Annotated in this window: 21 protein-coding genes; 11 read left to right on the plus strand and 10 right to left on the minus strand. The window is 58.2% G+C overall.

The window, feature by feature from the left end; genetic code table 11:
• Window positions 1–45: 45 nt before the first annotated feature.
• Both ACR0BI_RS03455 and trkA read right to left on the minus strand, forming a co-directional pair.
• A complete protein-coding gene (locus ACR0BI_RS03455) occupies window positions 46–1587 on the minus strand; it encodes a TrkH family potassium uptake protein (RefSeq protein ID WP_170396867.1) in 1542 nt (513 codons plus the stop codon).
• Window positions 1587–2963, minus strand: coding sequence for a Trk system potassium transporter TrkA (gene trkA / locus ACR0BI_RS03460; protein WP_170396865.1), 1377 nt, complete (start codon window positions 2961–2963; stop codon window positions 1587–1589). The genes ACR0BI_RS03455 and trkA overlap by 1 nt, the downstream gene beginning before the upstream one ends.
• 96 nt (window positions 2964–3059) lie before the next feature.
• On the opposite strand from trkA, the gene ACR0BI_RS03465 reads away from it, so the two are divergent.
• A complete protein-coding gene (locus tag ACR0BI_RS03465) occupies window positions 3060–3539 on the plus strand; it encodes a hypothetical protein (RefSeq protein WP_170396863.1) in 480 nt (159 codons plus the stop codon).
• On the opposite strand, the gene ACR0BI_RS03470 is transcribed toward ACR0BI_RS03465, so the two are convergent.
• The 7 genes from ACR0BI_RS03470 to dusB all read right to left on the minus strand — a co-directional run bounded on the left by ACR0BI_RS03470 (window position 3504) and on the right by dusB (window position 12548).
• Window positions 3504–4697, minus strand: coding sequence for an MFS transporter (locus tag ACR0BI_RS03470; RefSeq protein ID WP_170732346.1), 1194 nt, complete (start codon window positions 4695–4697; stop codon window positions 3504–3506). The two genes, ACR0BI_RS03465 and ACR0BI_RS03470, sit on opposite strands and share 36 nt — an antisense overlap.
• Before the next feature lie 43 nt (window positions 4698–4740).
• Window positions 4741–5331, minus strand: coding sequence for a helix-turn-helix domain-containing protein (locus ACR0BI_RS03475; RefSeq protein ID WP_170465307.1), 591 nt, complete (start codon window positions 5329–5331; stop codon window positions 4741–4743).
• Complete coding sequence (gene ntrX / locus ACR0BI_RS03480; RefSeq protein ID WP_170732348.1) at window positions 5328–6737, minus strand: nitrogen assimilation response regulator NtrX; 1410 nt, start codon at window positions 6735–6737, stop codon at window positions 5328–5330. The genes ACR0BI_RS03475 and ntrX overlap by 4 nt, the downstream gene beginning before the upstream one ends.
• On the minus strand, window positions 6734–8959 hold the full coding sequence (locus tag ACR0BI_RS03485) for a sensor histidine kinase NtrY-like (RefSeq protein WP_480561840.1): 2226 nt from the start codon (window positions 8957–8959) through the stop codon (window positions 6734–6736). The genes ntrX and ACR0BI_RS03485 overlap by 4 nt, the downstream gene beginning before the upstream one ends.
• A 162-nt stretch (window positions 8960–9121) precedes the next feature.
• Entirely contained in the window at window positions 9122–10489 is a 1368-nt protein-coding gene (locus ACR0BI_RS03490; protein ID WP_170465303.1) for a sigma-54-dependent transcriptional regulator, read from the minus strand.
• Window positions 10489–11568 (minus strand): two-component system sensor histidine kinase NtrB, encoded by a 1080-nt coding sequence (locus ACR0BI_RS03495; protein ID WP_170396849.1) that lies wholly within the window; start codon window positions 11566–11568, stop codon window positions 10489–10491. The genes ACR0BI_RS03490 and ACR0BI_RS03495 overlap by 1 nt, the downstream gene beginning before the upstream one ends.
• Window positions 11565–12548 (minus strand): tRNA dihydrouridine synthase DusB, encoded by a 984-nt coding sequence (gene dusB, locus ACR0BI_RS03500; RefSeq protein ID WP_480561422.1) that lies wholly within the window; start codon window positions 12546–12548, stop codon window positions 11565–11567. The genes ACR0BI_RS03495 and dusB overlap by 4 nt, the downstream gene beginning before the upstream one ends.
• Window positions 12549–12727: 179 nt before the next feature.
• Here dusB and ACR0BI_RS03505 point away from each other — a divergent pair, with 179 nt between their 5' ends.
• The 9 genes from ACR0BI_RS03505 to ACR0BI_RS03545 all read left to right on the plus strand — a co-directional run bounded on the left by ACR0BI_RS03505 (window position 12728) and on the right by ACR0BI_RS03545 (window position 21247).
• Window positions 12728–13858 (plus strand): bifunctional 2-C-methyl-D-erythritol 4-phosphate cytidylyltransferase/2-C-methyl-D-erythritol 2,4-cyclodiphosphate synthase, encoded by a 1131-nt coding sequence (locus tag ACR0BI_RS03505; protein ID WP_480561421.1) that lies wholly within the window; start codon window positions 12728–12730, stop codon window positions 13856–13858.
• Window positions 13855–14352 (plus strand): phosphatidylglycerophosphatase A family protein, encoded by a 498-nt coding sequence (locus tag ACR0BI_RS03510; RefSeq protein ID WP_223117969.1) that lies wholly within the window; start codon window positions 13855–13857, stop codon window positions 14350–14352. The genes ACR0BI_RS03505 and ACR0BI_RS03510 overlap by 4 nt, the downstream gene beginning before the upstream one ends.
• On the plus strand, window positions 14349–14831 hold the full coding sequence (locus ACR0BI_RS03515) for a CinA family protein (protein WP_480561420.1): 483 nt from the start codon (window positions 14349–14351) through the stop codon (window positions 14829–14831). The genes ACR0BI_RS03510 and ACR0BI_RS03515 overlap by 4 nt, the downstream gene beginning before the upstream one ends.
• Before the next feature lie 330 nt (window positions 14832–15161).
• Window positions 15162–15839 carry an orotate phosphoribosyltransferase gene (locus ACR0BI_RS03520; RefSeq protein WP_480561419.1) on the plus strand — a complete coding sequence of 226 codons (678 nt, stop codon included), beginning with the start codon at window positions 15162–15164 and terminating at the stop codon, window positions 15837–15839.
• Window positions 15840–16040: 201 nt separating this feature from the next.
• Window positions 16041–17531: a replicative DNA helicase gene (locus tag ACR0BI_RS03525; RefSeq protein ID WP_170421945.1), complete on the plus strand. Its 1491-nt coding sequence runs from the start codon at window positions 16041–16043 to the stop codon at window positions 17529–17531.
• 173 nt (window positions 17532–17704) lie between these two features.
• Window positions 17705–18643, plus strand: a complete 939-nt coding sequence (locus ACR0BI_RS03530) for an isopenicillin N synthase family dioxygenase (protein ID WP_480561418.1) — start codon at window positions 17705–17707, stop codon at window positions 18641–18643.
• 47 nt (window positions 18644–18690) lie between these two features.
• Window positions 18691–19725, plus strand: a complete 1035-nt coding sequence (gene alr / locus ACR0BI_RS03535) for an alanine racemase (RefSeq protein WP_170800638.1) — start codon at window positions 18691–18693, stop codon at window positions 19723–19725.
• Window positions 19722–20504 carry an MlaE family ABC transporter permease gene (locus tag ACR0BI_RS03540; protein WP_170396831.1) on the plus strand — a complete coding sequence of 261 codons (783 nt, stop codon included), beginning with the start codon at window positions 19722–19724 and terminating at the stop codon, window positions 20502–20504. The genes alr and ACR0BI_RS03540 overlap by 4 nt, the downstream gene beginning before the upstream one ends.
• Window positions 20501–21247 carry an ATP-binding cassette domain-containing protein gene (locus ACR0BI_RS03545; RefSeq protein WP_170396829.1) on the plus strand — a complete coding sequence of 249 codons (747 nt, stop codon included), beginning with the start codon at window positions 20501–20503 and terminating at the stop codon, window positions 21245–21247. The genes ACR0BI_RS03540 and ACR0BI_RS03545 overlap by 4 nt, the downstream gene beginning before the upstream one ends.
• Here the strand turns inward: ACR0BI_RS03545 and ACR0BI_RS03550 are convergent.
• Window positions 21244–21654 carry a hypothetical protein gene (locus tag ACR0BI_RS03550; protein WP_170595441.1) on the minus strand — a complete coding sequence of 137 codons (411 nt, stop codon included), beginning with the start codon at window positions 21652–21654 and terminating at the stop codon, window positions 21244–21246. The two genes, ACR0BI_RS03545 and ACR0BI_RS03550, sit on opposite strands and share 4 nt — an antisense overlap.
• A 128-nt stretch (window positions 21655–21782) precedes the next feature.
• On the opposite strand from ACR0BI_RS03550, the gene ACR0BI_RS03555 reads away from it, so the two are divergent.
• Window positions 21783–22235, plus strand: a complete 453-nt coding sequence (locus ACR0BI_RS03555; protein ID WP_170396825.1) for a paraquat-inducible protein A — start codon at window positions 21783–21785, stop codon at window positions 22233–22235.
• The last annotated feature ends 13 nt before the right edge of the window (window positions 22236–22248 follow it).

Here is a 22248-nt window from a genome sequence, read left to right on the forward strand (position 1 = left end):
TCCAGATGAAAAATCAGGCAGTAACACCAGGTGCCTGACGCAGGGTCAATCGCGCCACAGCGTTGGCGTAATCAGTGCCACGATCGCCAGAGTTTCCAACCGCCCGATCACCATCGCCGCGCAGACCGTCAACTTGGCCCCGCTGGAAAGATCAATCAGACGTATGGGCACATCCGTTGCCAATTCTATCAACGGCCCCGTGGTGCTGAGAGCGGCAACGCTGAGCAACATGGCCTGTTCAAAACCTACGCCCATGACGGCCAGCAACAAATCGAACAAGGCCAACGTCAGGGCGAACATCATCAGGAAGATCCAGGCGATGAAGGCACCGTCGCTTTGAATGCGGCGGTTGCCGCCACCCTCTCCGCTGACCGAAGAAGGATAGATCAGTCGGTCAATCTCGCGCTTGCCATTCAGATAGAGCGCAAAAACCCGCAACAGCTTTACCCCACCCGCAGTCGTCGCCACGCCTCCTCCGACCAGGGCTAGCCCCATCAGAATCAGGCCCGGAGTGCTCAAGCCCGACAATTGCTGCGCGTCGTTCCAGTTGGCGCTTTCAAATCCGGCCGTGGTCAGAAACGACATCGCCGTAAACATGAACCCCCAAAAAACGCCAAGTGCTTGCCGCACTTCGACGGCAATGTTCAGTTCGGCCGTTCCAGCCAAAAACCGGATGAACAGCAGCACAGCGACCGCCAGCACGATGAAGATGCCAATCCTAAATTCTGGGTCTTTGTCCAGCCGCGAATACCCTGAGGTCGCTGTATCGGTCGAAAAGGTCAGCCGCGACAGGGCAAAGAACAGGAACAGGAACAGGATCGCCTCGCCAGTGATTCCTGCGGTCGATCCTTCCAATCCACCGACGGGTGATATGCCGGACGTCGCAATCACTGACATCGCGTGGCTCACGGCAGTAAGCCCTTGCTCACCTGCGATCAACAGCAGGATCCAGATCACAGCTGTCAAACCCGCATAAACGGGTGCCAATGTGCGCGACACGCGGATCAGATGGCCGCGTGGATCGGACTTCTCGCTCTGTGCCACGCCCGAGACGGGACGCCCTGGTTGCCCCCGGGCTGTGACTTCGAAACCGCCCAACGACAAGGGTGCCAGAATCGCGGCCGCCGAGATCCACATCAGCAATCCGCCCATCCAACCGACCAACGCGCGCCATAAGTGCAACGGCGCCGAAAGGCGTGCGGGATCGGGGAACAGATCAGCGCCGGTTGTGGTCAGCGCGCTGACCATATCGAAATAGGCGTTCAGGAAGCTGGTTGTCCCCAGCGCATCATGAAACGGAATAGCAAGAAATATCGGCAGTACGGTAAAGGCGGCCAGCAGAACCGCCAATTGGCCAAGCGTTCCCCGCCGTGGTCGTCGGTTCGACATGGCCAGAGCTATGATCGACACCGCAAAAACACCCAGCAATCCGGAATAGAAGAATGACCGTGAGGTGGCGTGATCATCCAGCGCCAGCGCATAAACTGCGGGTATCCACATTGCCAGCGACACGATACCCCAGATCATCAGCAGCAGCGGCAATCGCCGCAATACTCCGATCCGTTGCTGTCCGCGTGCTTGCAACATCAGAAGAAATCGATTGAAACCTGCATCAGACGCTCAACCTCGGGCACGTCTTTGGCCATTGCAAAGATCGCCACCACGTCTTTCTCGTCGATGCGCAGGCTGCCGGTCGGGCGCAGAACCTCGTCACCTTTGCGTACTGCGCCGACCAGAACGCCTTCTGGGAAATCGATGTCGCGCAGTTTTTGTCCAGCCATGGGCGAGGTTGATAGCACTTCGGCCTCGATTACCTCGGCCTCGGCATCTCCAATGGAATACACCTGACGCACGCGCCCGTGCCGAATGTGACGCAGGATCGAACTGACAGTGGTGGCGCGCGGGTTGATATATGCGTCAATCCCCAGCGGTCCCATCAAAGCGACCATGCTGGGGTCGTTGATCAGGGCGATGGCCAGTGGACAACCCTCTCCCTTGGCGCGTACCGCGGCCAGCATGTTGGTGCGATCGTCATCCGTGACCGCCAACATCGCGTCGGCGCGCTCAATCCCTGCTTCGCTCAGCAAAGATGAATCTAGGCCGTCGCCGTTCAGAACAATCGTCCGCTCCAATGCCTCGGCAGCGATTTCGGCGCATTTGCGGTCACGCTCGATGATCTTGGCACGCACCCGGCTTTCGCGCTCTTCCAGTGTGCGGGCCACTTCCAACCCGACATTACCGCCGCCGACGATCACCACACGATCTTGCTTACGCTGAGCCTTGCCGAACACCTCCATCGTACGTTCAACGTCTTTTACGCTAGTGAAGACGTAGCATTCGTCGCCTACAAACAGCTGATCCTCGGATTCCGGCGCAAACAGCGTCCCTTCACGGCGCACACCAACCACAATCGAGCTGAGCGTGGAAAACAGGTCGGTCAATTGTCGCAGCGGTGTGTTGACGATTGGGCAGTCTTCCTCGACCCGAATGCCCAGCAGTTGCGCCTTTCCATCCATGAATATCTCGGTATCGAAAGCAGAAGGTGCCGAAAGACGGCGCATCGCTGCGGCGGCAACTTCGCGTTCCGGGCTGATCACTACATCAATGGGCAGATGATCGCGGCGGTAGAGATCGGAATGGATTGCTTCAAGATAGGATTTCGACCGCAAACGCGCGATCTTGCGCTGGATCGAAAAAACCGAATGCGCCATCTGGCAGGTGACCATATTCACCTCATCCGAATGTGTCGCGGCGATGATCATATCGGCATCCCGCGCCCCTGCCCGATCCAGCACATCCGGATAACTGGCGAAACCGGCGATCCCCTGCACGTCCAGCGTCTCGGTCGCGCGACGTACCAGATCGGGATTGTTGTCGACCACCGTCACATCGTTCAGTTCGCCCGAAAGGTGACGCGCAATCTGCCAGCCGACTTGACCGGCACCGCATATGATGACCTTCATGCTCTTGGCCTTTCTGCCTGAAATCTTTGAATGACAGATGCCCCCAAAGCGGTCAATTGAATTGTCATGCCTCCTAAGCTGCGCCAAAGTAAGCATATGAAAACCATTCTGCCTGCCCTGATTTGCCTGCTGACGCTGTCCGCCTGTGGTCCGCTTTCTTTGTATTATCGCGAAGGTGAGAGCGTCTCGCGGATGCAGACCGAGACCACGAACTGCCAGGTGCAGGCGCTCAAGGACGCCCCTGTCGCCAATCAGGTCCGGCAGAGCCCGCCAGTCTATTGGCCCGGGCGCACCTATTGCGATGGCCGAGGACGCTGCTATCGCAACCCCGGATGGTGGGAGCCTGGGCGGGTCTATACCGTCGACGTGAATCAGGGGCTGAGAAACAAGGTCGAGGCGCAGTGCATGGCCCAAAAGGGCTATCGCCCGGTCAGCCTTCCGCCTTGCAAACAAGGTGTCAAATCGCGGGTCACGCCCACGCGCACCACGACGCTCCCGCCGCTGAACAGCGCGTCCTGTTTCGTGAAATTCGACGACGGGTCATTTCAGATCATCACTCCGGGACAAGCCAGCTGATTTGCGACGCCGCGCCAGCAGCAGATGCGCTATGATCGCGATGCTATAGAACGCGGCGACGGCTACAAACATGCCAGCCTCATCGACGCCCAGCAATATCGCCAGCAATACCGGGGTTCCAAGCAGGTTTCCGGCATTGCCCATCTGCGCCATCGCACCATAACTCAGGGCTTGGGCTTCGGTGGTATCGTTTAACTCTGGCACTGCGGCGAAGCTGCCGCCCTGTACAAGCCCGAGCACGGCAAACAAGGCGATACATCCGAACGTAAGGGGCGCCCCCAGAAACAATGCGATGATCGTCGCGATCCCCAGCACAAAGCCCAGATTGACGACGCTGACGCAGGACAGGACGGTCAACAGCAAGGGCACCAGCAGCCATGACAGTACAATCCCTGCCAGGGGCATAAGTGCTGCAATCGATGCACCCTGCCCTTCGGGTAAACGACCCGGCAGGATCGCTAACAGAGAAACAAATGTCAGCGTGTAAAAGAACCAGCCAATTGCCGGGGCCGAAATAAAGGGTGAGCGGTAGGTCCTGATATGCACATCAAGGAAGGCGGAGAGCCCCCACCCGGTACCCTCCGTCTGGCCCATGTCGGTTTTCAGATTGCTAAGCGCGATCAGCGCGGCGATCAGCAGCATCAGACCCCCGTGCATGGCAAAGTATGTGGGCAGTCCGAAACGATCGACGATGGGCAGCCCAACCCAAGCGTTTAATGCGAATGCAACGCCAAAGAATGTACTCCACAGCACCATGGAATTATACCGCGCCCGACCGGATGTGATCTGAGCAATCAGCGTCGGTGCCGCCACCACAATCGCAAGATGGGACAGCCCCTCGATCACCCGGCTGAGCAGCATCAGTTGAAAAACCGGCAAGCTTGCTTGCAGCAAAGATAACGCGCCACCGAGCACAAGCCCTAATAGCAATAGACGATTTGGCCCAATACGCGCTGTGATCGCTCCGGATATCGCGCCCAAAGCAGCCCCCATTAGACTGATAATGGACAGCAACCAGCCGATCACGGCAGCGTTGTCCGGGTACAACAGCCCCACATCAGAAAATGGTACGGCAATCTTTGCAAATTGGGTTGCCGCACCGAGGCCAGCAAACCAGATCAGCATGACCTGCAAGAATGTACGAAAAGAGTCACTCATGCAGCCGGTCTATCGCGCCTAACCTGCCAGCGGAACGCATAAATTATGCGGTGACTTCGCGCCGCCCGCTGACCAGACGGACCGGAGTGCCATCACCCAGATACAACCGCTCCCACACGATTTGCCCGGCGCTGATCCTGATTTGATCATGCACAGCCTCGGAAGTCAGAAACGCTTTGGGTGAAGGCGAATGCAAATCCCACCAGCCATCGTTCTGCAGTTCTGCTTCGGCTTGTCGGATCTCATCCGTTGCAAATTGCCAAAGCGACACGCCCAGCAAGGCGCGCTGTGAGGTCTTCCAATCCAGCGCCCGGCTGCCCGAATAAGCAAGGCAGATATGGCTGGCCTCTTCGACAAGGTGCAAGCACTCTGCCGAATGAACGACCAGACGTTTCAGCGCAGAATCCTGCACCCGAACCGGCCCCAACGCTGCAAAAACGGACTGTTGAATATGCGGCGATGGCGTTTGACCCCCGTTTTCCCACCGGGAAATCGTGGTTTGGTCGACTTCAATCAGATCTGCGAGGGCGGATTGCTTAAGTCCAACCGACCGCCGCAACCGCTTCAACCGTTTACCAAAGGCGGGAAAACCGATGGAAACGGCTACGGTCTTCTTATTCGGCGCGGTACTCACTCGGCTGGTTCGGGCTCGTCAATTTGAGCCACCCGCGCACCGGATTTGTTCGAGGTCACTACGCCCAGCGACTTGAGCTTGCGATGCAAGGCGCTGCGTTCCATGCCGACAAAACTGGCCGTGCGGCTTATGTTGCCGCCAAACCGATTGATCTGGGTCAGCAAATATTCACGCTCGAACGCTTCGCGCGCCTCACGCAGCGGCAGCGTCGCCAGTGCGCCAGACAGTACCACGCGCCCGGACTCGTCGGATTTCTCTTCTTCGTTGGGCAACTCGCGGGCCTCGATCGGGCCAGTGCTGTCGCCTAGGATCAGCACCCGCTCGATCAGGTTCTTCAGCTGACGCACATTGCCCGGCCATGTCATCGTTTGTAGCAAAGCAATAGCCTCATCCGACAGCTCGCGCATCGGCAGACCCTGTGTATCGTTGCACACCTCGATGAAATGTTGCGCCAGAACCGGGATGTCCTCTCGCCGTTCCTCCAGCGAGGGAACCGCAATCGGCACCACATTCAGCCGGTGATACAGTTCTTCGCGGAACCGTTCGGCGGCGATCTCTTCTTCCAGATCGCGGTTGGTCGAGGAAATGACCCGCAGATCAACCCGCACCTTGTCAGAGCCACCAACACGCTGGAATTGCTGATCAACCAACACGCGAAGAATCTTGGACTGCGTCCCCAGCGGCATGTCAGCGACTTCGTCGAAGTAGACAACGCCGCCATGCGCCTCTTCCAGCAGGCCTGACTCGATTCCGCGCTCAGACGATTCTCGTCCGAACAGAACCTCTTCAACCCTCTCAGGTTCAATCCCCGCACAATTGACCGTCACAAATGGGGCATTCGCCCGGTTGGAATGGGCATGGATATAGCGCGCGGCAATTTCCTTGCCCGACCCAGCCGGCCCGCTGAGCATAACCCGGCCATTCGACTTTGTTACCTTGTCCAACTGCCCCTGCATCGCGCGGAACGACGCAGAATTGCCAATCATGTCTGAACAGCTGACTTCCTGCCGCTTCAGCGAGGCATTCTCGCGACGCAGGCGCGAGGTTTCCATCGCACGGCGGATCACCACCATCAACTGGTCAATGTTAAAGGGCTTTTCGATAAAGTCGTACGCCCCCTGCTTGATAGCCGCCACTGCAATCTCGATATTGCCATGTCCGGAAATGATCACCACCGGAACATCCGGGTTGTCCCGTTTTACAGCTTTCAGGATGTCGATCCCGTCCATTCGACTGTCTTTCAGCCAGATATCCAGGATCAACAGCCCCGGAGGTTCGGCATTGATCGACGACATGCACTCATCCGAGTTTGCCGCCAGCCGAGTTGAATAGCCTTCGTCCTCCAGAATGTCGGACACCAATTCGCGAATATCGCGTTCGTCATCTACGATCAGAATGTCGCTCATCTTTGGCCTGCTTTCAGTTTGTTTGTTTTAATCGCCTGTTTTTCCAGCGCATTTGTCGGGCCGCCTGAGGCCCCGGGTAGACGAATGACAGCCATTGCGCCGAAATGGTCCTGTCCGTCGAATGTGGGCGCGTCTTCCAATGTCAGCGCTCCGCCATGTTCTTCGATGATCTTCTTTACGATGGGCAGGCCAAGGCCGGTGCCTTCGTCACGCGTGGTCACATAAGGTTCGAACAGCCGTGCCCTGTCCTCGGGCAGACCGATGCCATTGTCCGCAATGGTGATCTGCGTTCCTGCATCGTCAGTGGAGACTACGACTTTGATCTGAGGTTTCAGATTGTCCGGTGCGCCTTTTTCTTTCAGCGTTTCAATAGCCTCGCCCGCGTTCTTGATCAGGTTCGTCAACGCTTGGCTCAACATGGTCGAATCCACATCCGCCAAAATGGGCTGTTCAGGTAAGTCCGCATCGATCTGAACATCAGGCTGACCCGCCTGCTGCAACAGAACCGCCTCACGCACTAGCGTCACGATATTCTCTTCGCGCCGTTCCGGTTCGGGCATGCGTGCGAATTTCGAGAACTCGTCAACAATCCGCCGCAGATCATTGGTCTGCCGCACGATCACGTCGGTCATCGATTCCAGGCTATCGCAATCGTCCTCATCCAGCTTGCGCGAGAATTTGCGTTTGATCCGCTCGGCGCTCAGTTGGATCGGTGTCAGCGGATTCTTGATCTCATGCGCAATGCGACGGGCCACATCACCCCACGCCGCCATGCGCTGCGCGCTTACCAGATCGGTCACGTCATCAAAGGCTACAACGTAGCCTTCCAGCCTTCCATCCTCGCCACGCCGTGTCGCCATGCGTACCAGTAAGTTCTCCAACCGGCCTTTGCGGGTTACCTTGATCTCCCCCTGGACCGCCTCTTGCCCGCTGTCCTTAAGGGCTTCGAACAAAGGCAAAAATTCGGGAACAGCGATGCCGATAGCCAGGTTCTGCTCTCCACCAGACCAGCCCAGAAGACGTTCAGCGGATCGGTTCACGAAGGTCACACAACCCTCTGAATCAACGCCAACGACACCGGATGTCACCGAGCTTAGAACTGAATCAAATAGCCGCCTTCGACGTTCGATATGGCGTGTGTTTTCCAACAGCGTGTCGCGCTGCCCCTTCAACTGACGAGTCATCTGGTTGAAGTAGCGGCCCAGCATCGCGATTTCGTCGTCGCTGGCCTCTTCGATGACCTGAACACTAAGATCACCAGCACCAACGCGTTGCGCCGCCGTTGTCAGCCGTCCGACAGGGCGAGAAAGGCGTTCGGCGAACCACATGCCCAGCGACATCGCGGCCAGAATCAGGATCACAGCAAAGCCGAGATACAGAAGGCCGAATTCGAACAGGACCCTGCCCCGCTCGCTTTCCAGTTGGCTGTAGAACTGTGCTGTCTCTTTGGTTTCATCAAGCAGGGTCAGAAGCTGCCCATCAACCTCGCGACTGACATAAAGATACCGGTCAAGATAGGCATGCAAAGGAACAAGCGCGCGGAATTCGCTGTTCTCCCAATCGGCAATGATGGCCACGCCCTGATCATTGGCCTCGATCATCTCTTCGGGGGTTGGTGCCTCGTAGTCGAACAGGTAGGACCGATCACCGCGCGACCGGATTTCGGCGCTGCCATCGATCACATAGGCCTCGCGCAAACCGCGTTGTATCTGGGCCTGACCCTGGGCCAGAACCTCTCGCAATTCGGCGTCTGAGACAAAATAATCCAACGATCGCGCGTTATCGAGGAAACGCGCCAGAACAACCGCATCCTGCGTCAGGCCCTCGCGGTGTTCCTGTTCGTAAGCTTCGGCTGCAGTTAGTGACGACCCAACCACCTGCCGCACACGGTCCGAGAACCAACCTTCAAGGCCGATATTCACCGTCAGCCCGGCGAAAATCGCCACGGTGACCGTCGGCACCAAAGCCAACAGCGTGAAAGCGCCGATCAGGCGCAGGTGAAGACGGGAGCCCGCAGATTTCGCGCGACGTGCGGCGATCAGACTGAACAATTGGCCCAACACCAGCGCAGCTACGACCAGCACGTAGACCAGATCAGCCAACAAAATCAGCCGCAGTGTCGGTGCCGCCGCGCCAAGATCAAAAGGGCCAATGACGAGATAGGTTGCAAGCGCCAGAACCGGGCCCAGCATAACCAATCCCAAGGTACTGAAATTGCGCATCCTCCGGGACTTGCGCCACCGGTTGATCGATAGGATCGGCCCGTTCTGTGCCCGGGTTGCCACCGTCTGCCCTCATTCTGATGTGCCGCTTGCGCGGCTTACCGCCATATATCGTGGTCGTTCCCGGGGTCGAACCCGAATGCCACTGTTTGTGTGGCGATATTACATCAGTTTGCGACGGCGTGTCACCTGAATATCGAGGTCAGTAATCTTTTTCCGCAGCGTATTCCGGTTAATCCCCAGGAGATCAGCACATTTTGCCTGATTTCCACCAGTCGCATCCAGCGCGATTTCGATCAACGGTGCCTCGACCTCGCGTAGAATACGTTGATAGAGGCCGGGAGGCGGCAGGATGTTGCCGTGCAGATCAAAATACCGGCGCAGGTGACGACCAACAGAAGATGACAGCTTCTCACGCTCGCCATCACCCAGAACTGGTTCGGCCTCGGGCTGGCTACCCAGCACCATCTCAACTTCGGTGCGCGAGATTTCATCAGAACGGCTGGTTAGACCAAGACGCCGGATCGCATTTTCAAGCTGTCGGACATTGCCGGGCCAGGAATACCGGCGCACCAACTCGACCGCTTCGGGGCTGAGGCGACGCTGCGCGCCGCTTTCCCGCTCCTCCCGCGCCAGAAAGTGATCGGTCAGCAAGGTGATATCATCAACCCGTTCGCGCAACGCAGGCACGTGGATCGTCGCACCGCAGAGACGGTAATAGAGATCTTGCCGCACGCGACCGTTTTCCATCGCGTCGGTCAGATCTGATTGACTTGTGGCCATGAAACGCGGCACGTGATCGCCCGGCGTGTCCATCATGCGCACGATACGGGCCTGGATCTCATCATCAATATCGGCAATTTCATCGATCAGCAGCGTACCACCACGTACGCGCGCCATAACCCGTGCCGGGCCTTCCAAATCGCTCAAATCGGCAGCTGTCACGGTGACAAAGGGCAGTGTCCTTCGGTCAGAGAAATCGTGAATAGCGCGTGCTATCAGAGATTTACCCGTCCCACTTTCACCAGAAATCATCACAGACAGATCCGTGTTCATCACCCGAGCGACCAGACGATAAAGCGCCTGCATCACCGGGGTGCGCCCGACAAGCGGCAGTTCATCAGGTCGGTCTTCGCTGGCCATCACCGGCTCAGCCTGTACCCGCTGCTTTTGATCCAGCGCCCTCGCGGTGCGCTTCATCAGATCGGGCAAATCGAAAGGCTTTGGCAGATAATCGTAAGCTTCCGCCTCAGCCGCCTGAATGGCTGTCATGATGGTGTTCTGGGCCGAGATCACGATGACCGGCAAACCAGGACGGTCCTGCGCGATCTTTGGCAGCATCTCCAACCCGTTTCCATCCGGCATTACCACATCCGAGATCACAACGTCGCCCTTGCCTTCGGCTACCCAGCGCATCAGCGTGGTCAGCGAAGATGTCGCGTGAACCTTGCACCCCGCCCGCGTCAGGGCCTGTGTCAGAACCGTGCGGATCGTGCGGTCGTCATCGGCAACCAGAACTGTGCCATCCATCAGATGCTCTCCTTTTCATACGCGTCGTTCGGTGCACGCCGCAGGGACAGTCGAAAACTAGTGCGTCCGGGCACAGATTCAGCCGAAATCCAGCCGTCGTGGTCGGAAACGATCTTGCTGACCAGCGCCAGCCCAAGCCCGGTGCCGTTCTCCTTGCCTGACACGAAGGGGTCGAAAATATCACTGCGAATATTTTCCGGCAGGCCCGGCCCATCATCAATAATCTCGATCTGCAGAGGCAGCGAATGACCCGAACCGTCACTGCGCCGCAGTCGGAATGAATGCTCAAAATAGGTACGCAGCCGGATTGTACCGTTGCCATCAGCAGCTTCCGAAGCGTTTTTGAGCAAGTTCAGAACCACCTGCAGGAACTGATCCGGGTCCCCATAGGCCAAGGGCAGCGAGGGGTCGTAATCCTCGATAATCGTCATATGCGCGCCAAAACCCAACAGCGCTGACCTGCGCGCGCGATCCAGTACATCGTGGATATTGACCGGTTTGAAATCGGGTTGAGACAGGTTGCCGAACTGTTCTACCTGCTCCAACAACTTCACGATGCGGCGGCTTTCCTCAACGATAAGGTCAGTGAGCTCAAGATCTTGCTGCGAAATATTCATGCTGAGCAATTGCGCCGCACCGGTGATCCCTGCCAAAGGGTTCTTGATCTCATGCGCCAGCATCTCGGCCATACCAATCGCAGACTGCGCTGCCGATTTCACAGTGTTGCCACGGGTCATCCGACCGGCCAGTTCGCGCGGCGAGATGATCATGATCATTGAACCGGGATGCCCCATCAGCGGCGCGATTTGCAGCGCACATTGTAGCGGCGCGCGATTGCCCGACCCAACGTCCACATCGTTCACGAACAGCGGTGTACCTTGTTGACGCGCGCGCAGAAACGCCTCTTCCAACGGCGCGTCAACCGCGAGTTGATCCCAGACCGGGTGTCCAATCACTGCCTTGCGGGAGGCGTTCAGAAACCCCTCACCCGAGGAGTTGACGTCCGATATCCGATCTTCGGCATCGATAATGAACGCCGGAACCGGAAGCGAGGTCCAGATGCTCTGGTCAGAGGTCATGCTGCTGCCTCCGCCGTGCCACTAAGCGCATCTGCCAAAAGCCGTAACACCTCATTGGTGTCGCGGGATGTCAGGACAGCCCGCCGCAAGGTGGCGGGTGTTCTAGCCTCATCCATGTACCAACCGAGATGTTTGCGTGCGACGCGCAGGCCCAGATCAGTACCGTAGAACTCCAGCATCGCCAGATAGTGGCCACGCACCATCTCGATCAGTTCAGTGCCCGTGGGAATGGTTGGAGAAGCAGCGCCATAGAGATCATGGCAAATCTGCGCCAGCAGCCAGGGCTTGCCCTGCGCCCCCCGTCCTATCATGACGCCATCGGCCCCGGACTGATTCAGCGCGATTTGCGCGGCCTCGGTATCGACGATGTCACCGTTTGCGATGACAGGGATCGAGACGGCTTCTTTCACCGCCCGGATCGCCCGCCAATCTGCCCGGCCTTTATAGAATTGACAGCGCGTACGCCCATGGATGGTCACCATCCGGATGCCTGCGTCCTGCGCACGCCGCGCCACATCCGGCGCGTTCAGCAGATTGTCATCCCAGCCTAGCCGCGTTTTCAGCGTAACAGGCAAATCAACTGCACCCACAACGGCCTCGATCAGCGTCAGTGCATGGTCCGGAGTTTTCAACAAAGCCGAACCGGAATAGCCGTTGGTTACCTTCTTGGCTGGGCAACCCATATTGATATCGATCACGCGCGCGCCCCGGTCAGCGACTTGCCGGGCGGCGGCGGCCATCCAATGCGCCTCGCGTCCGGCCAGTTGCACCGCGGTGTTTTCCACATCCGCCGACAGCTCGGCCCGTTCACGTACGCCTGGTTTGGCCTGTACCATCTCTTGGCTGGCGACCATTTCGCTGACAACCATGCCCGCGCCGAAGCGCATCACAAGGTCCCTAAAAGGCCGGTCGGTGATTCCGGCCATTGGTGCCAGCAGCACCGGAGGAGTCAGATCCTTTTCAGCAAGACGCAGGGCCAATGTGCTTAATCCTTGAGCAGTTGCGCATTTGATATCGAAATTGCGGCATATGAACAATAAAACGGGAGCATTCAAGCCCGCAAAATCATCATATGCTTATTTTTTAAGCAAATTGACGCGGGTGATTGCCTCTGCATTCACCGCCCCCTAAACAATGCCCCAATCAGGAGACCTTTCAGATGACCACAGCCGCCATCATCGTCGCCGCCGGGCGCGGCCAGCGCGCCGGAGGCGGAGTGCCCAAACAGTGGCGTGCCTTGGCTGGGCGGCGCGTGGCCGATTGGACGATTGATCGCTTCGAAGGGTTGGTTGATCACGTCGTTTTGGTGCTGGCCGAAGAGGACACAGCCGTTTGGGAAGAATTCAGCGCGACAAACCTGATCCTTGCGCCCGGCGGTGCAGACCGCGCCGGATCAGTGCGCAACGGGTTGCAGGCTTTGGAAGCGTACAGCGTTGAAAAGGTTTTGATTCACGATGTTGCCCGCCCCTGCGTCAGCGCTCGGATAATCGGCGATGTTCTTAAAGCACTCGACACGCATGCGGCAGCTGCTCCAGGCTTGGCCGTCACGGATGCGCTCTGGACAGGCGACGGTTCGACGGTGACAGGAACGCAGGATCGATCCGGCCTTTACGCTGCGCAGACACCGCAGGGATTTCATTACGGCACAATCACCGCCGCCCATTCAGCCCATCCCGGAGGTGCGGCGGATGATGTAGAAGTCGCGCGTGCTGCAGGAGTCGAAGTCGCGATTATTCCGGGCGATGCGGATAACCTGAAAATCACACGGCCCGAGGATTTCGCCCGGGCCGAACGTACAATGGGTATGAATATGGATGTAAGGCTGGGCAACGGCTACGACGTGCACCGCTTTGGTGACGGAGATCACGTGATCCTCTGCGGTGTGAAGGTGCCGCACAATCGTGGGCTCCAAGGTCACTCCGATGCAGATGTGGGGATGCACGCGGTCACCGACGCGATCTATGGCGCCCTGGCGCGGGGTGATATCGGACAGCATTTTCCGCCCTCCGATCCGCAGTGGAAAGGTGCAGCGAGTGAAATTTTCCTGCGCCACGCAGTCGAATTGGCTGGGCAGTTGGGCTATGAGATCTCGAATGTCGACTGCACACTGGTCTGCGAATTTCCCAAGATCGGCCCTCATGCCGATACCATGCGTGCCGAAATGGCACGGATCATGGGCTTGCGCACCGATCAGGTCTCGGTCAAGGCCACCACATCCGAACGGCTGGGCTTTACCGGTCGCAGCGAAGGCATTGCCTCGCTCGCAACTGCCTGTCTGGTGAAGTCATGACAGCGGCTCGTCTAATCGGAACCGTCTGCGGCGTCGGTTACCTCCGCCCTGCCCCCGGCACCTGGGGATCGCTGGCTGCTTTGCCGCTGGCATGGGTTCTGCATACGCTGGGTGGCTTCCCCTTGCTGGTCATCTCAACACTCGCGGTTTTCTTCGGGGGCCTGTGGGCCACGCGAGTTATGACAGCTGGACAAGATGACCACGACCCGTCCGAAATTGTCATTGATGAAGTCGCGGGCCAGTTCATCGCGATATGGGCGATTTCCTACCCGTCTTGGGCGCATGGGATAGACATCACAGCGCTCTGGCCCGGCTGGATCGCGGGTTTTCTCTTGTTCCGCCTCTTCGACATTACCAAACCCGGTCCCATTGGCTGGGCCGACCGGCGTGGAGATCCGATGGGTGTCATGCTGGATGATGTGATCGCAGGGGTCTTTGCAGCCATCGGTGTGGTCGTCCTCGCCGGTATCTCACATGGAGTCACGGGTCTATGACCGTTGTCGACCTGCTGGATTGCGCCAAGGCGCAGGGCATGATGATCGCCACTGCTGAAAGCTGTACCGGCGGTATGGTCGCCGCTGCACTGACTGACATCCCTGGCAGCTCTGCCGTGGTTGAGCGCGGCTTTGTCACCTACACCAACACCGCGAAGCAAGAGATGCTGGGCGTGCGCGCCGATACGCTTGAGACGTATGGCGCAGTTTCAGAAGAAGTCGCCCAAGAAATGGCCAATGGCGCCCTGCAGAATTCGCGGGCGCAGTTGGCGGTCTCGATCACTGGCATCGCGGGCCCCGGCGGGTCCGAACACAAACCCGAAGGCCGCGTATGCTTTGGCCTCGCTGCACAGGGTCAACCGACCCGAACCGAGACCGTGGAATTCGGAGCCCAGGGACGGGATAACGTACGTCGCGCTGCGCGGGACCACGCTTTGACCCTTTTGAGAGACGCTCTTGCTGATCTGGCTCGGACCTAAGAATACCTGCAGTCTACAGCGCATCATTTCGAATACTGGGCGCTGTTTACAGTTACTGCGCGGCAGCCTACGCATTTGTGACGGCAATGGTGGTTGCGCTTCTTACCTCGCCTCGCATACACGTCGATACCGAGATTGAAGGCACGGTCTTGCCGATTGCGGAAAGCGAGCCTGAGAAATGAGCAGTCAAGCCCACCTTGGCTGCTCTGCCCGCAAGGGCATCAAGCGGACCTCTTGGGGGTCCGCTTTTCTTTTGGCGTGCCCTCTCGACTCTGGGCCGGGGGTCAGGCTATCAGCCTGCGACACCCTTTCAGCCCAGAGGTTTGCGCCATGATCCCCAGTTCCTTCCCCGACAGCACCGAAATCGCCCGCCTGACCGCGCGGATGCTGCTGGAGATCAAAGCCGTACACTTTAATTCCCGCGAACCTTTCACGCTGGCCAGCGGTCTACCAAGCCCGACCTATATCGATTGCCGCAAGCTGATCTCGTACCCGCGCATCCGCTCGACCCTGATGGACTTCCTGACGGTTACCGTGATGCGCGACGCGGGGTTCGAAGCGTTTGACAATATCGCCGGTGGCGAGACAGCAGGTATTCCCTTCGCTGCAATGGTGGCCGAGCGCATGGCACTGCCAATGACCTACGTGCGGAAGAAACCCAAAGGCTACGGCCGGAACGCCCGCATCGAAGGCGCGATGAGCGAGGGTGAGCAGGTATTGCTGGTTGAGGACCTGACCACCGATGGAGGCTCAAAACTGTCCTTTGTCGACGCGATCCGCGAAACCGGTGCGACCTGTGGGCATACGGCTGTGATCTTCTATTATGGTATTTTCCCCGAAACCGAGAAAACGCTGGGCGATCACGGCGTAAAATTGCACTCGCTTTGTACTTGGTGGGATGTTTTGGCGGAAGCCAAAGCGCAAAAGGCCTTTGACGAAGAGACGCTTGATGGCGTCGAGGCCTTCCTGAACGACCCGCGCGGTTGGCAGGACGCACATAAAAGCTGACGTTGCGCAAACTGTTTTCAGAATGGAAACACTGACCGCTGCGTCGATCGCTTCATCCACAAGATGTTGACGCAACCCTGCCTCATCCTTCAATATGATGGGGCAGAGAGATATGCACAGCATATCCCCAGAAAACATACAATTTGCGCCGACTCACAGGGCCGCGCTATGGCCTCTGTCCAGGGGACAAAGAGAACAGCAATGAACGAGATCAGCAGTATCGAGCAGGCCGCCGCACAGATTCAGAACCCAGAAACAATGCCGCACTCCATCGAGGCCGAGCAGCAGCTTCTGGGTGCGATTCTGACGAATAACGATCTGTATGATCGGGTCGCATCGATTATTGGGGCCGAGCATTTCTATGATCCGGTTCATGCGCGGATCTACGAAGTCGCGTCGACCCGTATCGCTAAAAATGCGCTGGCTTCACCCGTCACGCTGAAGTCTTTCATGGCCGAGGATGAGGGCCTGAAGGAACTGGGTGGTCCGGCCTATCTGGTCAAGCTTGCCGGTGCCTCAATCAGTGCCTTTGCGGTGCATGACTACGCCCAGATGATCTATGACCTCGCCATTCGGCGCGAGCTGATCCGGCTGGGCCGGGACATTTCAGACAAGGCTGCGAGGGTCGATGTCAGCAGCGAGCCCAAAGAACAAATCGTCGAGGCCGAGCAACAGCTTTATCAGTTATCCGAGCAGGGCCAGACCGAACAGGGTTTTCAATCCTTCCTCAAGGCGGTCACAGAAGCCGTCAACGTCACCAACGAGGCGTACCAACGCGGTGGCGGCATGGCGGGGATTTCCACCGGTCTGGCCGATCTCGACAAGCAATTGGGTGGCCTGCACCCGTCCGACCTGATCATTTTGGCCGGGCGTCCGTCGATGGGTAAGACATCGCTGGCAACAAACGTCGCATTTAACGTGGCCAAGGCCTACAAGCGCGGCACCAAGCCGGACGGCTCTGAAGGTGCGATCGACGGCGGTGTGGTTGGGTTCTTTTCACTCGAAATGAGCGCCGAGCAACTTGCGGGCCGGGTTCTGGCCGAGGCTTCTGAGATCTCCAGTCACAAAATCCGCCAGGGCGACATGACCGAGTCCGAGTTCCGCCGCTTCGTGGACGCCGCGAAAGAACTGGAAGCCTGCCCGCTGTTCATTGATGACACCCCCGCCCTGCCAATCTCGCAACTCGCTGCCCGTGCACGGCGGCTGAAGCGGACGCACGGGCTGGATTTGCTGGTGATCGACTACCTTCAGCTCTGCCGCGGAATGGCCGACAACCGCGTCAACGAAATCGCCGAGATTTCGATGGGCATGAAAGCCATCGCCAAGGAACTCAACATCCCGGTCATCGCATTGTCACAGCTCAGCCGACAGGTAGAAAGCCGTGACGACAAACGCCCGCAGCTGTCTGACCTGCGGGAATCGGGCTCGATCGAACAGGATGCCGACGTTGTGATGTTCGTGTTCCGCGAGGAATACTACAAGGAACGCGAAAAACCCGGCGATCACGAGTTGGAAAAGATGGAAGAGTGGAAACAGGCCATGGAGCGCCTGCATGGCAAGGCCGAGGTCATCGTCGGCAAGCAGCGCCACGGCCCCATCGGCACGGTAGAGCTGTCGTTCGAAGCTCAGTTCACCCGATTTGGCAATCTGGTCAAACCCTGGCAACAGGATAGCCAAATCGAGGGTTATTGATTCCTTGACCTGCCCGGTCCGATGTGTACGGATCGGGCCATGCAAGCTTGTCTCAATCCCCTACCCCGGCGCGTGATTCTGGCGCGTCATTTCGGGCATCGCCGCAAACGCTTTGCGGGATAGACCGGGGGCATTTTTGTCCCTGCAATCTTCCCCCTATAAGCGAGAGAGACATGACTGAATTCACAGAGATCCCCGTTATTCGTCTGGGTGCACGCCCTGATGAGGAAATCGCGGCCGAGTTTCGTTCGGCCTACGGCACGACTGGTTTCGGCTATATCGAAGATCACGGAATAGACCCGCAGCTGATGCGCGATGTGTTCGAAGCCTCAAAACAGTTTCACGCGCTGCCGCTGGATCAAAAGCTGGCAATCGCAGTCGACCACACGCATCGCGGATACATCGCCATCAACACATCGACAGATGTGAACTCAACACTGGCCGATGTAAAAAAACCCAACCAATCCGCCAGCTTCATGATGATGCGCGAGGATGCTGGCGTTGATCCCGATATCTACCTCTCGGGTCCAAACCGATGGCCTGATCTACCGGATTTTCGCGACACCCTGGAAACCTACGTTAAGGCTATGTCGGCCCTTGGACGCAGATTGATGCATATCGCGCTGATCGCTTGCGACGCGCAGGATTTCTCGATCCTTTCCGCCTTTGATGAGCCTACATTCTGGCTGCGTCTGCTTCACTATCCTCCGCAAGCAAAGACCAGCCCCGATGATCTATTCGGCTCGGCCCCGCACACTGATTTCGGATGCCTTACGCTGCTTGCTCAAGATCAGGTGGGCGGCTTGCAGGTCAAAACACCGTCAAGGCATTGGGTTGACGTTCCGTCCCGTCCCGACGCCTTTGTCGTCAATGTCGGGGATATGCTGCACCGGATGTCAAACGGCCGCCTGCTTTCGACGCCGCATCGGGTCATCAACCGTTCTGGCCGTGAACGATATAGCGTTCCGTTCTTCTTTGATCCTCATGTCAGCACAATCATCGAACCCCTACCCGGGACCGGCCAACCTCAGTTTAGCCCCTTAATATTTGCGGATTTCCTGCGTTCCGAGCTGGAAGCGGCCTATGAGGCGCATAAACCCGCCAAGAATTAAGGTGCTCCCCCTTGACCTGGGCCAATCCTATGTGATGAACGGCGTTTATGAGTACCGCACATCTGACGATAAATCTGCACGCGCTCGCCCAGAACTGGCAGGCGCTTGACGCAAAGACCCAGGTTGAGACTGGCGCAGTGGTCAAAGCTGACGCTTACGGGTTAGGTGCCGGTCCAGTCGCCTCTGCGCTGGCTGAGGAAGGCGTTGCAAAATTCTTCGTCGCCGTTGCCGAGGAAGGCGTGGCCGTGCGTGAGGCTGTGGGCCCCGGCCCGCTGGTTGCGGTGTTTTCCGGACATATGGAGGGTGACACGGATCTGCTGCGCCAGCATGATCTGACGCCGTTGATCAACTCGCCCGAACAATTCAAGCGTCATCGTCAGGCCCTGCCCGATCATGGCTTTGGTATCCAGCTCGACAGCGGTATGAATCGCCTTGGGCTTGAGCCTGCGGACTGGGCCGAACTGCGGCACGAAGCTCTTGCCCTGGACCCGCTGGTCGTGATGTCGCATTTGGCCTGCGGGGATGAGCCTGAACACCCTATGAACCGCCAACAGTTGAACACGTTCAAACAGATGACCGATGGCGTCGATGCGCCTCGCTCGCTTGCGGCGACGGGTGGTACTCTGATGGGGCCGGAATTCCACTTTGACTTTTGCCGCCCAGGGATTGGCCTGTACGGCGGGATGCCCTTTGCCGGGGCCAAGCCGGTCGTCACCGTCGATATGCCGGTGATTCAAGTGCGCGACGTCGCCGTGGGCGAGACCGTCGGCTACGGCAACAGCTGGAGCGCGCGCCGCCCGTCGAAGATTGCGACCGTTGCGGCCGGTTATGCCGATGGGCTGCATCGCGCCATTGGGGGCGGCATCGATACATTCGCTGGTGATCAGCCCTGCCCGGTGGTAGGACGTATCTCGATGGACCTGATCACCGTGGATGTGACTGACTTGCCGTATAAACCTGATCGCCTGCGTATCCTGAACGGGCACCAAACCGTCGATGATCTGGCCGAAGCCGCTGGCACCATCGGCTATGAAATTCTGACCTCGCTCGGCAGTCGCTTTTCGCGGGGCTACGTGGAATGAATCCCGTTTCATTGCTGGGTGAGCTGGGGCGTTCTATCCTGACCATGCTCGCCGCGTTTGGCCGCGTCGCGCTGTTCGCGCTCGACGCGGTTTCGCACATTTTTCGACCACCGTTTTATCCGCGCGAGTTCGGCATCGCCCTGCTGAATATCGGCTGGTTGTCCCTGCCCGTGGTCGGCCTGACCGCCATCTTCACCGGCGGCGCGTTGGCGCTGCAGATCTACGCAGGCGGCGCGCGTTTCAACGCCGAAGCCGTTGTGCCCCAGATCGTCGCCATAGGCATGGTGCGAGAGCTTGGCCCGGTGCTGGTCGGCCTGATGATCGCCGCCCGCGTGACGTCTTCGATCGCCGCCGAGATTGCGACGATGAAAGTGACCGAGCAGATCGACGCTCTGGTCACATTGTCCACCCATCCGATGAAATACCTCACCGCCCCACGCGTGCTGGCCGCCCTGATCACGGTTCCAGCGCTGGTCGGGGTCGGAGATATCATCGGCATTGCAGGCGGCTACACCGTCGCGACGCAAAATCTGGGCTTCAACCCGGCAGCCTATCTGAAAAACACCGTCGATTTCCTTGAAGCGCGGGATATCGTTTCGTCACTCGTCAAAGGTGCCGCCTTCGGTGTGATCGCCGCCATCATGGGCTGCTATTACGGCATGTCATCGGGCCGCGGCGCGCAGGGCGTGGGCCGCGCCACCAAGGGCTCGGTCGAGGCTGCTGCCGTGCTGATCCTCGCCGCCAATTTCGTTCTTACAGGGGTGTTCTTCTCGCTATGATCCGGATGGAGAACGTACATAAGGCCTTTGACGACAACCACGTCCTGCAAGGCATGAACCTTGAGATCCCCAAGGGCACCTCGATGGTCATCATCGGCGGTTCTGGAACTGGCAAATCCGTGGCGTTGAAATGTATCCTCGGCCTGATCAAACCCGACAGCGGCATGATCTACGTCGACGGCAAAGACGCCGCGAAAGGCGACCGCGATGCGTTTCTGGCCCGCTTTGGAATGCTGTTTCAGGGCGCGGCGCTGTTCGACTCGCTGCCCGTCTGGCAAAACGTCGCCTTCCGCCTGCTGCGCGGCTCGTTGAAACGCCCCGCTGATGAAGCCCGCGAAATCGCCATCGAGAAACTGCGCCGCGTGGGCCTGAAATCCAACGTTGCTGACCGGTTCCCGGCCGAGCTGTCGGGCGGCATGCAAAAACGCGTCGGCCTCGCCCGCGCCATCGCCGCCGAGCCCGAGATCATCTTTTTCGATGAGCCTACCACCGGCCTCGACCCCATCATGTCCGGCGTCATCAACGACCTGATCCGCGAAATCGTGACCGAGATGGGCGCCACCGCGATGACCATCACCCACGACATGAGCTCGGTCCGCGCGATTGCCGACAACGTCGCCATGCTGCACGGAGGCGTGATCCAGTGGACCGGCCCGGTCGGCCAGATGGACGCCTCGGGCGATCCTTATGTGGAGCAGTTCATCAGCGGCAGTGCCGAGGGGCCGATTGAGGCGGTGCGTTAAGCTCTCTCCGCCTCACGATCCTGCTTTAACTGATCATACGCGCGCTTAGCGTAGTCATAGCGCAATAGATATTGCCCTGCGCTTATCACAAAGTCGGGGGTTTGAATGCGTATTGCATCAAACACTTGGCGAAGATGTGTTCCGGAAACCGGGATGTAGCCGGGATCTTCGCCAGAAAACCTGTTGAATAGACGGCCACCAAACCATACCGCTCTTCTTCGTGCGCGATCCGTTTCGTAAAGTCGGAAATGCAAAACACCAAAGAGCTGCTCTCGGTCAAACGGCAACCTGTCTGCTGCCGCACTCGCAGCTGAAAAGACAGCATTTAAGCCGTCAGTTCCCGCAGCAACGGTTCCTTTATTAAATGCGGATGGGCCATTTACGATCTTTATTATTGGGTCAGGCACTGCAATCTAAAGCTGATTAATTTAGGACTTACTTAAACTTACACTCAACTCAAGCGACCGCAACTCAGAACTTGCCGCAGATACCTCCACTCATTAAGTATTCAACTGCCTTATCAAAATTCTTGTTCATGACCCTCCGCCTTGCCACCCTATCCCTCCTGATCCTCTACCCCATCGCGTGGTTCGCCCCGCTGATGCGCGCCGGTCTCCTCCCGATCTTCGGCCTCAGTGAAATCAGCGTCATCACCGGGCTCCAGTCCTTGTGGAAGTCCGACATCTTCCTCGCGTTGATCGTTACCGTCTTCGCCCTCTTCGCGCCCTACGTCAAAACCATCGGCACCGCGCTGATCCAATGGAACCTGCTGGACCCGCGCGTCCAGCCCGCGCTCAACATCCTCGGCAAGCTGGCGATGGCCGATATCTTCCTCATCGCGCTCTACATCACGCTGGCCAAAGGCATCTCATACGCCACCATCGAAACCGCATGGGGTCTCTACCTGTTCACCGGCTGCATTCTGGCCTCACTTGCACTGGGCCATATTACAGAGATGACATTTGGATCACGAAAACCTCAGACCTAATTGATTGAAAACA

The sequence above is a fragment of the Ruegeria sp. E5 genome (assembly GCF_056534105.1).